This is a genomic window from Leifsonia aquatica H1aii, from assembly GCF_000633535.1.
Lineage (GTDB): Bacteria > Actinomycetota > Actinomycetes > Actinomycetales > Microbacteriaceae > Leifsonia > Leifsonia aquatica_A.
The window spans coordinates 1-18643 of the sequence record NZ_AYMR01000014.1 but is presented as its reverse complement, the minus strand read 5'-3'; the positions used below and the strand labels follow the sequence as shown (position 1 = coordinate 18643).

Sequence of the window (18643 nt, the reverse complement as noted above, 5' to 3'; positions counted from 1 at the left end):
GCGGAGCGGGTCAGTGGATGGCGGCGAGCGTGGCGAGATCGCGCTCGAGCGGGGCCACGGTCGGGACCGTCCCCATCGCGAGGACGTCCCAGCCGGCGGCCGACCAGGCACCCGCGTCGAGGCAGTTGCGCGCGTCGATCACCGTGCGGCCGGCAGCGATCGCCTTGAGGGCGGCCGGGTCGGCGGTCGTGAATTCGTCCCACTCGGTGAGCACGACGAGCGCATCGGCCCCCGTCACGGCATCCACCATGGAATCGGTGTAACCGAGCGTCGGGAACAGGCGTTCCGCCGTCCGGCGCGCCTGCGGGTCGTAGACGACGACCTGGGCACCGCGCAGGTGCAGGGCGGCGGCGACGTTCAGCGCCGGCGAGTCGCGGACATCGTCCGTCTCCGGCTTGAAGGCCGCGCCGAGCACTCCGATCCGTCGGTTGAGCACCGAACCGCCGAGCGCCTTCAGGGCGAGGTCGATCACGCGCTGCCGACGACCCATGTTGATCTCGTCGACCTGCTGGAGCAACCCGACGGCGGCGTGCGCGCCGAGCTCGCTCGAGCGATGCATCAGCGCGCGGATGTCTTTCGGGAGGCAGCCGCCGCCGAACCCGAGGCCGGCGTTGAGGAACTGGCGGCCGATCCGCTTGTCGTGCCCGAGGGCGTCCGCCAGCAGGGAGACGTCCGCGCCGGCCGCGTCGCACACTTCCGCGATCGCGTTGATGAACGAGATCTTGGTGGCCAGGAACGCGTTCGCGCTGACCTTCACCAGCTCGGCGGTCGGGAGGTCGGCGACCAGCACCGGCGTCCCTTCGGCGATCGGGGTGGCGTAGACGCGACGCAGCAACGCTTCGGAGGCCGCCGTGGTGCCGCCGAAGACCAGGCGGTCGGGGTGGAGGGTGTCGTCGACCGCCTTGCCCTCACGCAGGAACTCCGGGTTCCAGACCAGTTCGACTTTCACCCCGACGGGCGCGGCGTCGGCGACGATGGCCCGCAGCCGGGCGCCGGTACCCACCGGCACGGTCGACTTGCCGACGATCAGCGCGTCGTGGGTGAGGTTCTCCGCGATGCCGCGGGCCGCCGCCTCCACGTAGGCGAGGTTGGCGGCGAACGAGCCCGACTGCTGCGGAGTGCCGACGCAGATGAAATGCACGTCGGCGGTCGCGACCGCCTCGGCGATGTCGGTCGTGAACGCCAGGCGACCGGCGGCGACGTTCGACCGGATCAGCTCGGGCAGACCCGGTTCGAAGAACGGCGCGCGCCCTTCCCGCAGCTCTTCGACCTTGTGCGGGTCGGTGTCGACGCCGACGACGTCGAAGCCGAGCTCGGCCATGGCGGCCGCGTGGGTGGCGCCGAGGTAGCCGGTGCCGATGACACTGAGGCGCGGAGCGGGCTGCTCCTTCGGGGACTTCTTGGGGGTGGTCATGTCAGGTCCTTCCGTTGACGGAGCAGGTCAGGGTGCCGGGGTGAGGGTGAAGCGGTCTTCCGGTCTGGTGAGGCCGGCGATGAACGCGGAGAGCGTGTCGGCGCGGGAGTCGACGCGCCAGTCGTTCGTGGCGCGCACCCCCTCCACGTAACTCGTGACCGCGAGATTGAACCAAGAGAGGCCGATGATGTCGTCGTTCTCGGGCTTCCCCAGAGCCGAGAAGAGCGAGGTGATCCACGCCGGCTTGTGCCCATCGGTTTCGGATGCGCCAATCTCGGCCAGGATGATCGGCCTACTTGTGATCGCCCTCAACGCGTTGAGGCTCGGTGTGAAGGTGTAGTCGAAGCTGAAATTGTTGTCGGACTTGTAGGGAGGCCGCAAGTACCCAGACAGCCCCACCCAATCGACGTAGTCGTCGCCCGGATACAGACTCTCGAGGTATCCGGCCGCCTTGTGCGAGGCGGGCAGGTTGTTGACGATATTCGGGGACCACACCCAGATCACGAGATCGTTGGCACCCTCCTGCTGGAAGATGTCGTGGACGTGCCGCCACATCTTCACGTAGTCGCCCACATTGTTCCCGTTGATCGACTTGCCCTGACCATCGTTCTCCGCCCACGGGTACCAGATTCCGTTCATTTCGTGGTCGAGTCGAATGGCGAGGGGCAACCCGGTGGCCACGATGTCCTTCGCGTACTGGTGAAGGTACGCATCGAAGTCCCCGCCGATGATCTTCGGAAGCGAGTACGCGGGCGCTTCCAACACATTGTTCGCGTCGCTGATGGGCCGGGACTCCCAGGTCATCATCGGCATGCGGCCCTGGGCCCAGGCCCGGGTGACGGCGTTGGCGCGGAAGGTCTCGTCCCAGCCGCTGAAGTAACCGACCAGGTTGGGCGCGACCCCCACTTTGGCGCTGGTCGCGTCGAACGTGGCCCAGTTGAACGGCGCCTGCTCGGTGTACATGCCGTAGTAGCGACTGGTCGGCGCGACCAGGTCGGCGCGGGCCGGAGCGGTGATCGGCGTCCCGCCGCCGGAACCCGGGCTGCCCGATCCCGGGTTCGAGCCGGTCGAGCCGCCGGCGGAGCTCTTGGATCCCGCGCCCGCCTTGGCGTTGGCGGCGGCGAGCTGCGCTTTGACGCTGGCGAGCTGGCTCTGCGCAGCGGTCGCCTGCTGCTGGGCGGCGGCGAGCTGCTTGGCCGTCGACGCCTGGGCGGCGAGCGCTTCACTCTCCATCGCGGTCATCTTGCCCTTCTGGGAGGCGATGGTCTGGGTCGCGCGCTGCAGGTTGCGGCGAAGCTCGACATTCTGGGCGGCGTACGGGGTGATGGCCTCCGTCGCGTCCGCGACCGCCTGCCGGAGCGGTGCCCCGGACGGGGACGCCCAGACGAAGGCCGAGATGCCGACGAGGGTGGCCGTGAGGAGGATGGCCGCACCGGCGGTCGCCTGGGACCGCGAGCGGGACTGGGACCACCAGTTGGCGGCCTTGGTCGAGATCGAGGGGCTAGACAAGGAACAGAGCCTCCAGGGTCAGGATCGCGATTCCGATCAGGTACGGGATGGCGGCGAGCGGGTTGAGCCGGCGCCGCTTCGAGGTCGTGGCGGTCGACGCCGCCGCCTTCGCGGCTTTGGCCGACGCGCGGGTCGCCGTCGGCGCAGCGGCCGGCGCGGTCACGGGAGGGGCGGCCTCCCGTGTCGCCACGGCGGTGAGGCTGCCGGTGGACGGCCGGGTCGCGGCCTGCAGCGCGGTCGCGGTGGTGACGCCGCCGACCGCGTCCGGCAGATCCCCGGCGGGTGCCGGCGCGCTGCCGAGGGCGGCGATCTCGTCGTCCGTCGTCATCTCGGCGGGGCCGCCGGCGTACGCACCGGCGCGTGTCCCCCAGCCGCTGGCGTGAGCCATGCGGAAGAACCCGATCAGGCGGATGGGCATGAGGAAGAACGTGGAGACGATGATGAAGATCGGCAGGCGGAAGAAGTCGGACGGCTTCTCGGAGAGATGCCGGATCTGACGGATCGACATGCTGATCACCGAGGAGGCGACCATCAGCGCGACAACGGTCAGGATGCCGGTCTGCACGCCGTACTCCTTGAGGAAGCCCTCGTAGAAGTTGTAGCCCTGCCCGGTGATCGACCGGTAGACCCAACCGCCGAGCACGCCCGCGAGCACGAACGGCAGGATGATGTCCATCACGAAGAAGAACGCCAGCAGCGGGGCGTGCCCGAGCATCCAGGGCAGCATCCGGAGCGTGTTGTACTGGCTGCCGCGCGCCCAGCGGAGCTGCTGCTTGAAGAGCTTCTTCACCTTCAGCGGTGCGTCCGTGTAGCAGAGGCTGGTGTGCTGGTAGACGGTGCGGTAGCCCTCTTTGAGCGTGAGGTTCGTGAGGGTGCGGTCGTCCGAGACCTCGAGGAAGACGCCCAGGAACTTTTCGTTCATGAACTTGTCCATGACGCGCATCAGGATCGAGCGGCGGAACGCGATGGTGCGGCCGGGGAGGCAGCCGATCTGCCCGACGACGCTCTGGGCGGGCATCGAGTAGAGCGCCCGCGAGTTCTCCAGCCAGTCCGCCCAGCGGGTGATCCAGCTGCGCTCCGGCTCGAGGATGCGCTGCTTCGTGGTGACCCCGCCCACGCGCTGGTCGGCGAAGGGCTTGACCAGCTCGCTGAGCGTGTTCTCGGTCCACACGGTGTCGGAGTCGACGAGCACGGTGATCTCGCCGGTCGACATCCGGGTGCCGATCATGACGGCGTTGCGCTTGCCGGGGATCGGCGTGTGCACCCAGCGGACGAGCGGGGCGAACTCCTCGCACACCTCGGCCAGCTCGGGGTTGGGGGCGCCGTTGATGACGACGATGATCTCGCCCGGACGCTGCTCGACCATGCGCCCGAGCACGTCCCGGAAGAGGTCGAGGGGTTCGTCGACCACCGGGACGACGACGCTGGTGGTGCCGTGGAAGTCGTCGGTGTACGGCCGGTATCGGCGGGACATCAGGACCTTGACGATCCAGATGATCCAGATGAGGGCGGAGTAGACGGCGAAGAGATACAGCTCCGGATGGCCGCCGAGCATGTGCCGGATCTGCAGCAGGAAGATGAACACGAGCGGACCTCTCACGGTGAGATGGGGTTTGGGCATCCACGACGGCGGGGATCTGGTCTGTTCGGGTGGCTCAAGTTGTACGGGGTCTCAGGGATGGCCCGCAAGTAGGGGTGGACAGGTCGGGTCGGCGCGTCGGATGCACCCCGTTCGACCCGCTGTCCGCCGACACGCGGACACTTCCTCCCGGGCGTGTCGCGACATCCCATCCCGGGCGCGCCGCGCGCTGAAGTGCTGATTAAGGGCGGAAATCGCCGCAATCGGCTGACCGCGGCGGCACTGTCGCCAGCTGTACCCCTTACCCCCATTGCTGTACCCCGACAATGCCTCGATGCCGAAGCCTGAGAATGTTACGAATTGTTACGTGGATGTCATCGGGTGTTAACAGGTTCGCGTCGCCGACGGGCTCTTCTGCACCGCTCCCGCACGGGTCTAGGCTGTGGCCCGTGAGCCCGGACGACCGCATCTCACCGCAGGTCTTCCACGACGCCGAGGGCGTCGCGGAGTGGTCCGTGCTGTTCGACGGCGCGGTCGCCCGCTACGCCACCGGGAGCTTCGAATGCGGGGCCGCGCTGCTCGCCGAGATCGCCCGCCTGGCCGAGGAGGCCGGCCATCATCCCGACGTCGATCTGCGCTACGGCACCCTCGTCGTGCGGCTCGTCAGCCATGACGTCGGAGACATCAGCCGACGGGACCAGGCGCTTGCGGCGCGGATCTCCACGGCGGCGCAGCGGCTCGGAATCGAGGCCGCGCCGCAGGGCGCGCAGGCCGTGCAGATCAGCATCCACGCGCTCGACATCCCCACTGTGCTGCCGTTCTGGCAGGCGGCCCTCGCCTACGACAGACGCGGCGAAGCCGACCTGGTGGACCCGCTGGGCCGGGGGCCCGCCATCGCCTTCCAGCCGCTCGACCACCCCATGACCCACCGCAACCGGATCCACCTCGACATCTCCGTCCCGCGGGCCGCGGCTGCGGCCCGCGTCGATGCGGTCGTGGCCGCCGGAGGCCGCCTCACCGGCGACAGCCGGGATCCGCTGTGGTGGTCGCTCGCCGACCCCGAGGGCAACGTGGCGGACATCGCGGCGTGGCGCGACGACTCCGAGGAGGAGGACCTGTGACATCGACGACGACATCGACACGGACACCGGCACGGACGACGGCGCGCGTCCGCGGTCGTGCGGGAGCGGCCGCAGGACTCTCGGTGGCTCTGCTTCTCCTGCTCACGGGCTGCGACCTGTTCGCGCCGCAGGACACCCTCCACATCGAGGAGACCAGCGACGGCGTGAGCGGCACCGTCGGCGACCTCTACGTGGGCAACGCCGTCGTCCTCACCGCCGCCGACGGGACCGGCCCGGCCGGCCTCGTCGCGAGCCTCGTCAACCAGGGGACGTCGCCGCTCGATGTGAGCATCCACACCACCTCCGGCAGCGACGCCGTGGCGTTGGCGCCCTCGGGGGTCGTGCAGCTCGGCGTGCCGGACGGGCAGACCATCGAGTTCGACGGGCTCGACGCGAAGCCGGGCGGCCTGACCGATGTCACGTTCGAGAACGGGGCTGAGACGCTGACGCTGGAGGTCCCCGTGCTCGACGGCGGACTCACCCAGTACCGCGACCTGGTGCCGACGATGACGCCGACCCCCACACCCACCACGCGCACCTCGAAGTAACGGATCGACACGCTCGCGGAATACTCGCAGCGTCCATGTGTTTACATCGATATAGCCGGGCAATGGAGCCTCGAGGCCACCGATCCACACTTCGAGGAGAACCACCCATGTCGCTCACCGACGTCGCGCCCCGCAGCGCCGAGACCGCCGCACCCCTGCTCCCCGCTCTCGCCGAGCGCTGGAGCCCGCGCGCGTTCGACACCGTCGCCGTCATCGACGAGACCAAGCTGACCGCCGCCCTCGAGGCCGCGCGCTGGTCCCCGTCGGCCAACAACTCCCAGCCCTGGCGCTTCATCGTCGCCCGCCGCGGCACGGCCGAGTTCGACAGCATCGTCGCCAACCTGATGGGCTTCAACCAGACCTGGGCCGGCGCCGCGAGCGTCCTCATCGTGGCCGTGGCCGAAGTCGCCGACGCGGAGGGCACCGAGCGCCGCTGGGCCACCTACGATGTGGGCCAGGCGGTCGCGCACCTCAGCATCCAGGCCCACCACGACGGCCTGCACACCCACCAGATGGGTGGCTTCGTCGCCGACGGCCTGCGTGGGGCGTTCGGTCTCGAAGAGCGCTTCGTCCCCGTCTCGGTGACCGCCCTGGGCACGGTCGGCGACGCCGACGCGCTGCCCGAGCCGCTGCGCGAGCGCGAGCTCGCCCCGCGTGTCCGCCGCCCGCTCGACGAGGTCGTCATCGTCCGCGCCTGACGCACCCCGCCGACGTTCACTAAAAGGCCCTCATTCCGTGTGAATGAGGGCCTTTTCGTGCACGTCGGCAGACGGCTCGCGGGAGGGGCTAGGGGCGCACGAGGGTCTTGATCGCGCGGCGCTCGTCCATGGCGGCGTAGGCCTCGGCGATATCGCTCAGGGGCAACTCGAGGTCGAAGACCTTGCCGGGCTGAATGGCCCCCGACCAGACGTCCTGCAGCAGCTCTTCGACGTAGTTGCGCACCGGCGCGACGCCGCCGTTGACGCCGATGTTGTCGTTGAAGAGCGGGCGGACCGGCAGCTCGGGGCCGCCGTTCGGCGCGCCCACGTAGCCGACCGTTCCGCCCGGGCGGACGGAGCGGATGGCCTGGTCCATGGACTCCTTCATGCCGACGGCCTCCAGCACGCAGTCCGCGCCGATGCCGTCGAACAGCGCCTTCACGGCCACCACTCCGGCGTCGCCGCGCTCGGCGATGATGTCGGTCGCGCCGAACTCGCGCGCGAGTGCCTGGCGCGGCTCGTGCCGCGACATGGCGACGATGCGCGAGGCACCCAGCCGTGCGGACGCGAGGACGGCGCACAGGCCGACGGCGCCGTCGCCCACGACGACCACCGTGCTGCCCTCGGTGACGCCGGCGGACACGGCGGCGTGGTGGCCGGTGCCCATCACGTCGGCGAGCGTCAGGAGGCTCGGGATGAGGTCGTCCCGGGGGTACTCCGGCGTCGCGACGAGCGACCCCTCGGCGTGCGGCACACGGACGTACTCCCCCTGACCGCCGTCGGCGAATCCGCCCAAGCGGTCGTTCGCGCCCCACCAGCCGCCGTGCAGGCACGAGGTGCTCACGCCGTTGCGGCAGTTGACGCAGGTCATGTCGCAGTCGTAGAACGGCGCGATGACGAAGTCGCCCGGGGCGATCGTGCGCACATCGGGTCCGACGGCCTCCACGACGCCGACGAACTCGTGGCCGATGCGGCGAGGCTTCGGGGTCGGGGTGATGCCGCGGTAGCCCCAGAGGTCGGAGCCGCAGACGCAGGCCGCGACGACCCGGACGATGGCGTCGCCGCCGGTGGAGAGGACGGGATCGGGGACCTCTTCGAGACGGATGTCTCGCTCCCCGTGCAGGACTGTAGCGCGCATGGTCCGAGCCTACGCCCGGCGCGCGGCGCGCACCGTCGCCCCGGTTCGGCCGGGACGCGCGCGACCGGGTCCCACGTGGGCGGCCGGGCGGGTCAGACCCGCCGGACGCGCCGCCGGACGAGCAGAGCCGATCCCAGCCCCAGGAGGGCCAGCGCGATCAGAGCCAGCGGAGTGGCATCGAGGCCGGTGTCGGCGAGGCCGGAGCCGCCGCTTCCGGAGGTCGAGCCTGCTCCTCCGGCGGAGGCGCCACCCGTGCCGCCCGTGCCGCCCGTGCCGCCGCCGCTCGCGGTCGGGAGGACGATGCCGGTGCGCAGCACGCGCTCGCTGCCGTCCGGTGCGGTCCCCAGCGCGACGAGGGTGTGCGCGCCTTCATAGCCCGCCGGGATCACGATGGCGAGGCGGGCGGTGCCCTGTGCATCGGCGTTCACCACGCCGAGCGTGACCGGCACCGAGTAGAGGCCGAAGGTCACCGGCGAGTCCGGGGCGAAGCCGTCCGCCACCAGGGTGATGGTCTGCCCGGGCTGGACGCCGGAGGGCACGCCGGCGAGCGGCCCGTCCCCGGGCGGCGGGGTCAGCGGGAGGGCGATGATGGGAGCGTCTGCGACGTCGATCGTGAGCACGCGGGTGACATCCGGGCTGCCCGGGGCGACCGCGGTGAGGGTCACGGTGGAGGTCGCCGCGGCGTCCGTCGTGGTCCCGGTGATGCGGGCCGTCCCGTCCGGGCCGGCGGTGAACGTCAGGCCGGCCGGCAGCGTTCCGGACAGGGTGAGCGCCGAGACCGCGGGGTAGGCGTGCCCGGTCGCGATGGGGGCGTCCACCGTGACGCCGCGCGTGATGTCGAGCGTCGCCGATCCGGTGAAGGCCGCGGCCTCTGCGACGGTGATCTCCAGGGTCTGGTTCGTGGCCGGGGCGACGCCGTTGGACGCCGCCACCTGCAGCGTGTACACGCCGCCGGAGCCGGCCCGCGGCGTCCCGCTCAGCACACCGGTGCCGTTGCCGGCGTCGACGAAGCTCATCCCCGGCGGGAGGGAACCGTTCGCGGTCAGTCCGACCGCCGTCGGGTAGCCACCCGCCGTGGTCACCGTGAATGACCCGGCCGCACCCGCCGTGAATCCGGCCGACGCCGCGCTCGTGATGGCGGGAGCCTCGGCGACCGTCAGGGCGAACGTCTGCGTCGCATCCGGCTGGTACGTGTTGGCGGCCGTGAGCGCGAACGAGTGGACGCCGGCGGACCCGACCGGAGCGGTGCCCGCGAGGGTGCCGGTCCCGTCACCGTTGTCGGTGAGCGTGACCCAGCCCGGCAGGCCGGACCCGGTGATCGTGGCGCCGGGGAAGCCGCTGGTGGTCACGGGGAAGCGGTGCTCCGCGCCGTCGAGCAGGAACGTGGTTCCCGCCGCGCTGGTGAACGCGGGGCTCGTGCCGACGCTGAGCCGTGCGTCGGCCGAGGCCGTCCCCGCCGTGTTCTCGAACGTGACGCGGTACCGGTTGCCGTCGTCGCCCGCCGCCGCCGTGAACGAGTAGGTGGGGGAGGTCGCGCCCGTGATCAGCGCCCACGACACGCCACCGTCGATCGAGACCCACCACTGCGCGCTCGGCGCGGGGAAGCCCGAGGCGGCCGCGGTGAAGACCACCGGGGCGCCGACGACGACCTTCTGGCCGGCGGGCGCCGTCGTGACGGCCGGAGCCTCCCGCACGGTCAGGGCGAGGCTGCCCGAAGCCGCCGGGGCGACGCCGTTGCTCGCGGCGACGCCCAGGGTCGTCACTCCGCCCGTGCCGGTCGGGGTGCCGGAGATCGTGCCGGTGCCGTCGCCGTTGTCGACGAAGCCGAGACCCGCCGGGAGGCCACCCGTCACCGATACGGCGGGGACGGGGTAGCCGCGGTCGGTGGTCACGGTGAAGGAGAAGGGCTGGCCGACCGTCGCGGTGGCGACCGCGCTGCTCGTGAGGATCGGCGCCTCATCGACCGTGAGCGTCAGGGTCTGCACGGCGGGTGTGCCGATGCCGTTGCCCGCGCTCAGCGAGAAGGTGCGGACGCCGCCGGTCTTCGCAGCGGGGGTTCCCGCGAGCGTCGCGGTGCCGTCGTGGTTGTCGGTAAAACTCACGCCGGAGGGGAGTTGGCCGCTGAGGGTGATCGGGTCGGGCGTCGGGCGTCCGGTGGTCGTCACGGTGAACGATCCCGGCGTGCCCGCGACGAAGGTCGCGGTGTTCGGGCTCGTGATCGCCGAGGACTGGTTGAGCACGTACGTCAGGGCCTGGTCCACAGTGTCGCCGGCGTTCGTGGCACGCACGGTGACGGGGTAATCCTGGGCCGCACCCGACGGGGAGCCGGAGATCGTGGCGGTGCCGTCGTGGTTGTCCGCGAACGAGACGCCGGTCGGGAGGGAGCCGAGGAGCGAGAGCGCGGGAACCGGGTATCCCGTCGTCACGACCGTGAAGCTGCCGGAGGCGCCGACGACTCCGGTCGCGGTGGCGCCGGTCGTGAACACGGGCGGGGCGTACCGGGCGACGGTGGTGGAGACGGTGCTGCCATCGAGTGTCGCGGAGGCGGTCGCCGTGCCTGGCTGCAGCAGCGTGAGGGTGGCCATCGCGACGCCGCCGGAGAGCGTCGTGCTCGACGGACTGATGCCGCCCGCGGTGCCGGCGTGCGAGAAGCCGATCGCCGTGTCCTGGAAGGCGCCGAGGTCGGCCGGGGCCACCGCGCCGCCCTGCGAGTCGGAGAGCAGGCTCGCGGTCACCACCGCTGTGCTCTGCGGCGGGACGATGGCCGCCGGGGAGGCCGTGACTCCCAGGGTCAGGTAGGGCGCGGAGGACACCGTGCCGCTCACCGTGTCGCATCCGGCGGCGCCCGGGCCGCCCGGGCATCCCCACCAGCTGCGGGTGAGGTCGACGGCGCCACTGAGCTGCTTCACCGCGGGCCCGGTGTTGCCGGTGATGCGGTTGTAGTGGCCGGTGAGCGTACCGCCCGAGACGGCGATCGCCGACCCGGTGCCCGAGGCGATGCGGTTGTCGGTGAACGTCGACCCGGTCACCGCGAGGGCGCCGTTGTCGAGCCAGAGGCCGGCGCCCGTGAACACGCCCGTGCCGGTCGACGCGTTGCCGGTGAACCGGCTGGAGGCGATCGACATGCTCGCTCCACCGTGGGGGTCGCTCACGGCGACGGCCGCGCCACCGGTGGAACCGGAGGCCGTGGCGGTGTTGTTCGAGAAGGTGCTGCCTTGGATGTTCAGCTTCTCGCCGGAGGTCGCACCGGTGGCCTGGTAGTAGAGGGCGCCGCCCGAGGCGATGCCCGACGAGTTGCCGTCGAAGGTCGTCGACCGCACGTCGAGCGAGCCGCCGATGAACTGGACCGCGCCTCCCGGGTTGGCGGTGGAGGCCGTGGCCGCGTCGGTGTTCGCGCGGTTCCCGCTGAAGGCCACGCTCGTGACGGCCAGCGAGTCCGCGATGACCGCGTTGCCCGAGCCGCCGATGATCGCCCCGCCGCCGTAGACGTTGTCGACGCCGCCGCGGATGGTGACGTGGTCGAGGGAGACCGCGACTCCGCCCACCTGCTGCGGGTCGAGGGTCATCACCTGGTCCGTGCCGGAGCCGACGAGGACCGTGCCGTCCGTCGACTCGCCCGAGATCATGACGTTCGTGCCCGGCCGAGTTCCCACCGCCAGTGCGCCGCCCGACAGGTCGTAGGTGCCGTCCGGGACGGTGACGGCGGTCGAGCCGCCGAGGTTCGAGGCCACGCAGAGCGCCGCACGGAGGGTGACCGGGTTGCCGGGGTCGGTCACGCTCGGGGTGGTGCACGCGGCGTTGACGTCGGCGTCGGCGCTGCTCGCGACGACGAACGTGCGCTCCGCGGCCTGGGCGGGAGCGGCGATGCCGACGCCGAGCAGGGCGGCGATCACCGCGGCGACGGTCGCGGAGGCGATGAGGGGAAGGCGGCGAGCGGACGGGCGATGCATCGTGTGACGGGCTCCTCGCCGGGCTCGGGAATCAGGCTTTCTCGATGCTAGTGGGCAGCCCATACCGCGCGTTGTCCCCTCTCTAAGGGCCAGAGCGGCGGAACGGGGATGCCCTAAGCTCGCATCCAGGCTGCGCGCCTCCCGTCCGGCGCCCAGCATCCAGAGAGGACAACCGTGCCCGAGGTGTCGCGCCGCACTGTGATGGCCACCGCCCTGGGCGGCATCGGCCTCGCAGCGCTCGTCCCCGCTGCCCCCGCGTTCGCGCGCTCGGCCGCCGGGTCCGTCACCGCGACCTCGGTTGCGACGAGCGGGGCTGCGGGCCTCGCCGAACCGGTCCGTTCCCTGTTCACGCCCGCCGTCGGTCGTGCCTTCACCGCCACCGACGGCGACCGGACGCTCCGCCTCGTGCTGACCGCCGTCGAGGACCTCTCCGAGGCAGCCCCCGGCGACGAGAACCGGTTCGCGCTGCTGTTCTCCACCGACGGCTTCGCGGCCGCAGACGGCACGTTCACCCTGAGCCGCACCGGCGCCCCGGACGTCGCGCTCTTCGTCACCCCCATCGGCCGCCCGGGACTCTCGCGGACGCTGCAGGCCGTCGTCGACCGGACGGCGTGATGGCGCTGCTGACGGCCGGGCTGCGCGCGGCGACTCCCGCCGACGACCCGTTCCTGCGGCGCCTCTTCCTGGACAACCGGCGAGCCGAGTTCACCGGCCTCCCCGAGAGCCAGCTCGACCCGCTGCTCGCGATGCAGTACCGCGCGCACGCCGCCGACCGCCGCGCACGCCACCCTCGGGCGGAGACCTTCGTCATCACGTCCGCGGACGAACCGGTGGGCTCGGTGACCGTCGACCGCGACGGCGGCCGGATGCATCTCGTCGACATCGCCGTCCTGAGCACGCACCGAGGTCGCGGCATCGCCTCCGAGATCCTCGGCGAACTGGTCCGCACGACCGAGCATGCGACGCTGACCGTCTGGGGGCTGAACACCGGCGCCCGCCGCCTGTACGAGCGGTTCGGCTTCCAGGTGGTCTCGGAGCAGTTTGGCTACCTGCTGATGGCGACCGAGGTCGACGGATGAGCGCGACGCACGCCGACTGGACGGCGGCGATCGGCGTACCCGTGCGCGCCACGTCTCCGGACGGCACCGGGTACGACCTGCGGATCGTGGAGGTCTCCCCCGCCCGGGAGTCCGAAGGCTGGGTGGCCTACACGGTGCGGTTCGAGGGCGGGCCCGACCTCCCCTCCGAACAGCAGACCTACGAGATCGTGGCGCGTCCGATCGCCGAGCAGGTGTTCCTGGTGCCGACCGGGCACACCGCCGACGGACTCGCACTCGACGCCGTCTTCGCCCAGGCCGCGCCCCGTGCGCAGGAGGAGAGCTGATGTCCCAGCCCTACGTCGGAGAGATCCGCATGTTCGCCGGCAACTTCGAGCCCGTCGGCTGGATGTTCTGCCGTGGGCAAGAGCTGGCGGTCTCCGAGTACGAGACGCTCTTCCAGCTCATCGGGACCACCTACGGCGGCGACGGGATGAGCACCTTCCGCCTTCCCGACCTCGGCGCCCGGTTCCCCGTGCACCAGGGCACGCTGGGCGGCCGTCAGTTCACGCTCGGCGAGGCGGCAGGGGCGGAGTCGGTGACGGTGGGCATCCCGCAGCTGCCGAACCATTCCCACGCTCCCGCCGCTGCCGCATCTCCGACGACCCCGAGCGCGTCCGGCGCCTACCTCGCGGGATGGGCGGACGCGCCGTTCACGTCGGCGGACCCCACCGTCGCGCTCGCTCCGCAGCAGCTCGGCGCAGCCGGTGGATCGCGGGAGCACGAGAACCGTCAGCCGTACATCGCCGTGAGCTTCATCATCAGCCCCTACGGCGTCTTCCCGTCCCAGAACTGAGCCAGGAGCCGCGATGTCCACCCCCTTCATGGGCGAGATCCGCCTCGCCAGCTTCAACTTCGCCCCCAAGAACTGGGCGTTCTGCAACGGGCAGTTCCTGCCGATCAACCAGAACCAGGCGCTGTTCGCGCTGCTCGGCACCAGCTACGGCGGCAACGGACAGACGACGTTCGCGCTCCCCGACCTGCGCGGGCGGGTGCCCGTCGGCATCGGCCACAGCTACCCGGTCGGCACCGTTCTCGGCGAGACGGCGCACACGCTCTCGTTGTCCGAGCTGCCGCCCCACACGCACCAGGCCACGGTCGCGACATCGGCCACGGTCACGACGCCGACCGGCACGTCCTACCTCGCACAGCCCGGAAAGGCGGCGTTCGCCCCCGCGCCCACGACGTCCCTCGCCGCCACCACCGTCTCCTCGACCGGGCAGGGCCAGCCGCACGAGAACATGGCGCCGTATCTCGTCTTGTCCTACATCATCGCCCTCACCGGCATCTTCCCGACACAGAACTGAGGCCCGCATGTCCGACGCGTTCGTCGGCGAGATCCGTCTCGTCGGATTCACCTTCGCCCCCACCGGCTGGGCGTTCTGCCGCGGTCAGCTCCTCCCGATCTCGCAGAACACCGCTCTGTTCTCCCTGCTCGGAACCAACTACGGCGGCGACGGCATCTCGAACTTCGGACTGCCCGACCTGCAGGACAAGACGGTTCTGGGCACGGACCAGAACGGCGCGTACCCGGTCGGCACGTCCGCGGGCATCCCGACCGTCTCTCTGCTGGTCAACCAGATCCCGTCGCACACGCACGGGGTGCTCGTCTCCCCGACCCCCGGCACCACGAGCAACCCGAACGGCGCGTCCCTCGCCGTCCCCCGGATCGGCCGGGTGACCGAGGCCGCCTACGGGACGACGGGGACGGTCCCGCTCGCACCGGCGGCCTTCGCGGTGAGCGGCGGCGGCCAGCCGCACAACAACATGCAGCCGTCGCTCGGTCTGAACTACATCATCGCGATGCAGGGGATCTTCCCGCCGCGATCGTGACGGCGACGCCACGACACAGAAGGGGCGCACGGCTTTCGACCGTGCGCCCCTTCTGTGTTCTCGGCGTCGTTACGCCACGTCGTGCGCCGCCACGACCGTGAGCCGGTCGCCCTCGGGAGCGAGATCCACCCGCACCAGATCGCCGTCGCGGATCTCTCCCGCCAGGAGGGCGGTCGCGAGCCGGTCGTCGATCTCGCGCTGCATGAGCCGGCGCAACGGCCGCGCCCCGTAGATCGGGTCGTAGCCGCGCTCCGCGAGCCACGCCCGCGCGTCCGGGGTGACCGCGAGCTCCAGGCGACGATCGGTGAGCCGCCGGACCAGACGGTCGATGTTGAGCTCGACGATCTCACCCAGCTCGTCTTTGCCCAGCGTCGAGAACACCACGATGTCGTCGAGACGGTTCACGAACTCCGGCTTGAACGCCTGCCGCACCTGCTGCAGCACGGCCTCCTCGCGCTCCATCTCGTTCAGCGTCGGATCGACCAGGAACTGGCTGCCGAGGTTGGACGTCAGGATGAGGATGGTGTTGCGGAAGTCGACCGTGCGCCCCTGCCCGTCGGTGAGCCGACCGTCGTCCAGCACCTGCAGGAGGATGTCGAACACCTCCGGGTGCGCCTTCTCGACCTCGTCGAGCAGGATCACCGAGTACGGCCGACGGCGCACGGCCTCAGTCAACTGGCCGCCCTGCTCGTACCCGACGTATCCGGGAGGCGCCCCGACCAGACGAGACACGGAGAACTTCTCCCCGTACTCGCTCATGTCGATGCGGATCATCGCCTTCTCGTCGTCGAACAGGAAGGCGGCGAGAGCCTTCGCGAGCTCGGTCTTGCCGACACCGGTCGGGCCGAGGAACAGGAACGATCCGGTCGGCCGGTCGGGGTCGGAGATGCCGGCGCGCGTGCGGCGCACCGCGTCGGCGACCGCCCGCACGGCCTTCTTCTGACCGATGAGGCGCCGGCCGAGCTCCGATTCCAGGTGCAGCAGCTTCTCGGTCTCACCCTGGGTGAGACGGTCGACGGGGATGCCCGTCCACGCCGCCACCACTCCGGCGATGTCTTCGGCCGTGACCTGCTCGTTCACCATCCGCGGGTGGTCGTGCTCGGCCTGCTCGGCCTCCGCCAACTCCCGCTCGATGTTGGGGATCGTCTCGTACTCGATGCGGGAGGCCTCCTGGTAGCGGCCGTCGCGCAGGGCGACGTCGCGGGTCGTCTTGGCCTCCTCCAGCTGGGAGCGGAGCGCACCCACCCGGTTGAGCGCGGCCTTCTCGGCACGCCACCGGCCCTGCAGCTCCTCGAGCTCGTCCTCCTGCACGCGGAGGCGCTCCTGAAGGGCGGCGAGGCGCTCCTTGCTGGCGTCGTCCTTCTCCTTCTTGAGCGCGAACTCCTCCAGCTTCATCCGCTCGACCACACGCTGGAGCGTGTCGATCTCGATCGGGGCGGAGTCGATCTCCATCTTGAGCCGGGAAGCCGCCTCGTCGATCAGGTCGATCGCCTTGTCGGGGAGCTGCCGCGCCGTGATGTAGCGGTTGGAGAGGGAGGCCGCGGCGACCAGCGCCGAATCCTCGATCGTCACACCGTGGTGCGCCTCGTAGCGCCCCTTGAGCCCGCGCAGGATCGCGACCGTGTCCTCCACGCTCGGCTCGCCCACGTAGACCTGCTGGAACCGGCGCTCGAGCGCGGCGTCCTTCTCGATGAACTCGCGGTACTCGTCGAGTGTGGTCGCGCCGATGAGGCGCAGCTCGCCGCGCGCCAGCATCGGCTTCAGCATGTTGGACGCCGCGACGGAGCCCTCGCCGCCGCCGGCACCCATGAGGATGTGGAGCTCGTCGACGAAGGTGATGATCTCGCCCTCGGCGTCGTTGATCTCCTTGAGCACGGCCTTCAGCCGCTCTTCGAACTGGCCGCGGTACATCGCGCCGGCGACCAGCGCCGAGAGGTCGAGCGAGACCAGCTGCTTGCCCTTGAGCGAGTCGGCCACGTCGCCCGCGACGATGCGCTGGGCGAGGCCCTCGACCACGGCCGTCTTGCCGACGCCGGGCTCGCCGATGAGGACCGGGTTGTTCTTGGTGCGCCGGGTCAGCACCTGGCTGACGCGACGGATCTCGGCGTCTCGCCCGATGACCGGGTCGAGCTTGCCGCTCTTCGCGATCTCCGTGAGGTTGACGCCGTACTGTTCGAGCGCGCTCTTGGCCTCCTCCTGGGTGGAGGGCGCGCCCTGCATGTTCGCCATTCGTGTCCTTTCCGAGTGGTGGCAAAGTTGAGTCTACTAAGCTCAACTTTGATTGGCGAGAGGGTATTCCGTCCGAAGCGAACAATCGGCCGGGGTACGGCATCGGTGGTCGATCGTACGATCGTCGCGTGATCACCACCGTCGCCGTCGCCGGCTACCGCTCGCTGCGCGATCTCGTGCTGCCGCTCGACCGCCTCACGGTCGTCACCGGCGCGAACGGGGTCGGCAAGTCGTCGCTCTACCGGTCGCTGCGGCTGCTGGCGGGATGCGGACGCGACGAGGTGGTCGTCGCGGTGGCGCGGGAGGGCGGGCTCGACTCGACGCTCTGGGCAGGTCCCGAGCAGATCGGCCGCGCAGTGCGGGAGGGGCGCGCGCCCGTCCAGGGCACGGTCCGGCGCGGTCCAGTGTCCCTCCGCCTCGGCGTGCAGCTCGCCGACGACGACGGCGACGGGCTCGGATACACGCTCGACCTCGGCCTGCCGCAGGTGGCGAAGTCCGCATTCGACCGCGACCCCGAGCTCAAGGCTGAGACGCTCTGGACGGGCACGGCGCCGCGGCCGTCGAGCGTCGCCGCCGAACGCCGTGGCGCGCATGTCCGGGTGCGCGACGACGACGGCGCGTGGACAGAGCTCGGCCGACCGCTCCGCCCATTCGAGAGCCTGCTCACCGAGGTGGTCGACCCGGTGCGCGCACCCGAGGTGCTCCGGATGCGCGAGAACCTGCGGTCGTGGCGGTTCTACGACCACTTCCGCACGGACGCGACCGCGCCCTCCCGACTCCCCCAGCTCGGCACCCGCACCCCTGTGCTCGCAGCCGACGGCGCCGATGTCGCCGCCGCCGTGCAGACCATTCGCGAGCTGGGCGGCGGCGACCGGTTCGACGCGGCCGTCGAGGACGCCTTCCCGGGCAGCCGTGTGGAGGTGGTGATCGAGGGCTCGCAGTTCTCGCTCGCCGTGAAGCAGCACGGCCTGCTGCGCCCGCTCGCCGGTCCCGAGCTCTCGGACGGGACCCTGCGCTACCTGCTCTGGGCGACCGCCCTGCTCTCGCCGCGGCCCCCGCAATTCCTCGTGGTGAACGAGCCGGAGACGAGCCTGCACCCCGACCTCCTGCCCGCTCTCGGCTCCCTCATCGTCGCGGCCTCGGCGAACGCGCAGACGCTCGTCGTGACCCACTCGCAGGCGCTGCTCGACGCGATCGGTCGGGCAGCGACCGACCGCGACGGAGTGCGTCGGGTCGAGCTCGAGAAACGCTTCGGCGAGACCGTCGTACTGGGTCAGGAAGGGCTGCTCGACCGTCCGACCTGGCACTGGCCGGGGCGGTAGCGGCACGACGCCCCGGTGTGCCGGCGACCTGGTCGGGGGTCAGGCGAGGAAGCCACTTCCTTCGGCTACGGCCGCGCTAGAGTGCGGGCCGGTGGGGCAATGGTTCGACCACCAATTGATCCAGACCCGAGTACCAGTCCCGCAGTCCGGCAGCAGCCTCGACGAGGGCTTCGACCCTCTGAACGGACGTGATCCGGCGCGGGCT

16 protein-coding genes are annotated in these 18643 nt (G+C 71.0%); 10 read left to right on the top strand and 6 right to left on the bottom strand.

Translation table 11 applies throughout. The features are described from left to right. Positions 1-10: 10 nt before the first annotated feature. The 3 genes from U870_RS0114785 to U870_RS0114775 are packed head-to-tail and all read right to left on the bottom strand — an operon-like array spanning position 11 to position 4508. Positions 11-1414 (bottom strand): UDP-glucose dehydrogenase family protein, encoded by a 1404-nt coding sequence (locus U870_RS0114785; protein WP_025158158.1) that lies wholly within the window; start codon positions 1412-1414, stop codon positions 11-13. A gap of 27 nt (positions 1415-1441) precedes the next feature. Continuing rightward, positions 1442-2923: a glycoside hydrolase family 26 protein gene (locus U870_RS0114780; protein WP_025158157.1), complete on the bottom strand. Its 1482-nt coding sequence runs from the start codon at positions 2921-2923 to the stop codon at positions 1442-1444. Next, on the bottom strand, positions 2916-4508 hold the full coding sequence (locus U870_RS0114775; RefSeq protein ID WP_025158156.1) for a glycosyltransferase family 2 protein: 1593 nt from the start codon (positions 4506-4508) through the stop codon (positions 2916-2918). Before U870_RS0114775 ends, U870_RS0114780 begins: the two co-directional genes overlap by 8 nt. Before the next feature lie 443 nt (positions 4509-4951). Between U870_RS0114775 and U870_RS0114770 the strand changes: the two genes are divergently transcribed. The 3 genes from U870_RS0114770 (at position 4952) to U870_RS0114760 (ending at position 6869) form a co-directional block, all read left to right on the top strand. Next, complete coding sequence (locus U870_RS0114770; protein WP_025158155.1) at positions 4952-5623, top strand: VOC family protein; 672 nt, start codon at positions 4952-4954, stop codon at positions 5621-5623. A gap of 83 nt (positions 5624-5706) precedes the next feature. Then, complete coding sequence (locus U870_RS22665; protein WP_025158154.1) at positions 5707-6171, top strand: hypothetical protein; 465 nt, start codon at positions 5707-5709, stop codon at positions 6169-6171. 107 nt (positions 6172-6278) lie between these two features. After that, positions 6279-6869, top strand: coding sequence for a nitroreductase family protein (locus tag U870_RS0114760; RefSeq protein WP_025158153.1), 591 nt, complete (start codon positions 6279-6281; stop codon positions 6867-6869). An 88-nt stretch (positions 6870-6957) separates the two neighbouring features. Here the strand turns inward: U870_RS0114760 and U870_RS0114755 are convergent, their stop codons facing one another. Both U870_RS0114755 and U870_RS0114750 read right to left on the bottom strand, forming a co-directional pair. Continuing rightward, positions 6958-8007, bottom strand: a complete 1050-nt coding sequence (locus U870_RS0114755) for a zinc-dependent alcohol dehydrogenase family protein (RefSeq protein WP_025158152.1) — start codon at positions 8005-8007, stop codon at positions 6958-6960. Positions 8008-8099: 92 nt separating this feature from the next. Next, positions 8100-11957 carry a beta strand repeat-containing protein gene (locus U870_RS0114750; RefSeq protein WP_025158151.1) on the bottom strand — a complete coding sequence of 1286 codons (3858 nt, stop codon included), beginning with the start codon at positions 11955-11957 and terminating at the stop codon, positions 8100-8102. Positions 11958-12140: 183 nt separating this feature from the next. Between U870_RS0114750 and U870_RS0114745 the strand changes: the two genes are divergently transcribed. From U870_RS0114745 to U870_RS0114720, 6 genes are read left to right on the top strand one after another with little or no spacing between them, the layout of a single operon-like run. Further along, positions 12141-12572: a DUF6916 family protein gene (locus U870_RS0114745; protein ID WP_162819163.1), complete on the top strand. Its 432-nt coding sequence runs from the start codon at positions 12141-12143 to the stop codon at positions 12570-12572. Then, on the top strand, positions 12572-13036 hold the full coding sequence (locus tag U870_RS0114740) for a GNAT family N-acetyltransferase (protein WP_025158149.1): 465 nt from the start codon (positions 12572-12574) through the stop codon (positions 13034-13036). Before U870_RS0114745 ends, U870_RS0114740 begins: the two co-directional genes overlap by 1 nt. Next, entirely contained in the window at positions 13033-13341 is a 309-nt protein-coding gene (locus U870_RS0114735; RefSeq protein WP_025158148.1) for a DUF6916 family protein, read from the top strand. The genes U870_RS0114740 and U870_RS0114735 overlap by 4 nt, the downstream gene beginning before the upstream one ends. Next, positions 13341-13850 (top strand): phage tail protein, encoded by a 510-nt coding sequence (locus U870_RS0114730; protein WP_025158147.1) that lies wholly within the window; start codon positions 13341-13343, stop codon positions 13848-13850. Before U870_RS0114735 ends, U870_RS0114730 begins: the two co-directional genes overlap by 1 nt. A 13-nt stretch (positions 13851-13863) precedes the next feature. Further along, positions 13864-14361 (top strand): phage tail protein, encoded by a 498-nt coding sequence (locus U870_RS0114725; RefSeq protein WP_025158146.1) that lies wholly within the window; start codon positions 13864-13866, stop codon positions 14359-14361. 7 nt (positions 14362-14368) lie between these two features. Next, positions 14369-14887, top strand: a complete 519-nt coding sequence (locus tag U870_RS0114720; RefSeq protein WP_025158145.1) for a phage tail protein — start codon at positions 14369-14371, stop codon at positions 14885-14887. Positions 14888-14956: 69 nt separating this feature from the next. On the opposite strand, the gene U870_RS0114715 is transcribed toward U870_RS0114720, so the two are convergent. After that, positions 14957-17116 carry an ATP-dependent Clp protease ATP-binding subunit gene (locus U870_RS0114715; RefSeq protein ID WP_025158144.1) on the bottom strand — a complete coding sequence of 720 codons (2160 nt, stop codon included), beginning with the start codon at positions 17114-17116 and terminating at the stop codon, positions 14957-14959. Between the two features lie 128 nt (positions 17117-17244). On the opposite strand from U870_RS0114715, the gene U870_RS0114710 reads away from it, so the two are divergent. After that, complete coding sequence (locus U870_RS0114710) at positions 17245-18438, top strand: AAA family ATPase (RefSeq protein WP_025158143.1); 1194 nt, start codon at positions 17245-17247, stop codon at positions 18436-18438. Positions 18439-18643 lie beyond the last annotated feature (205 nt).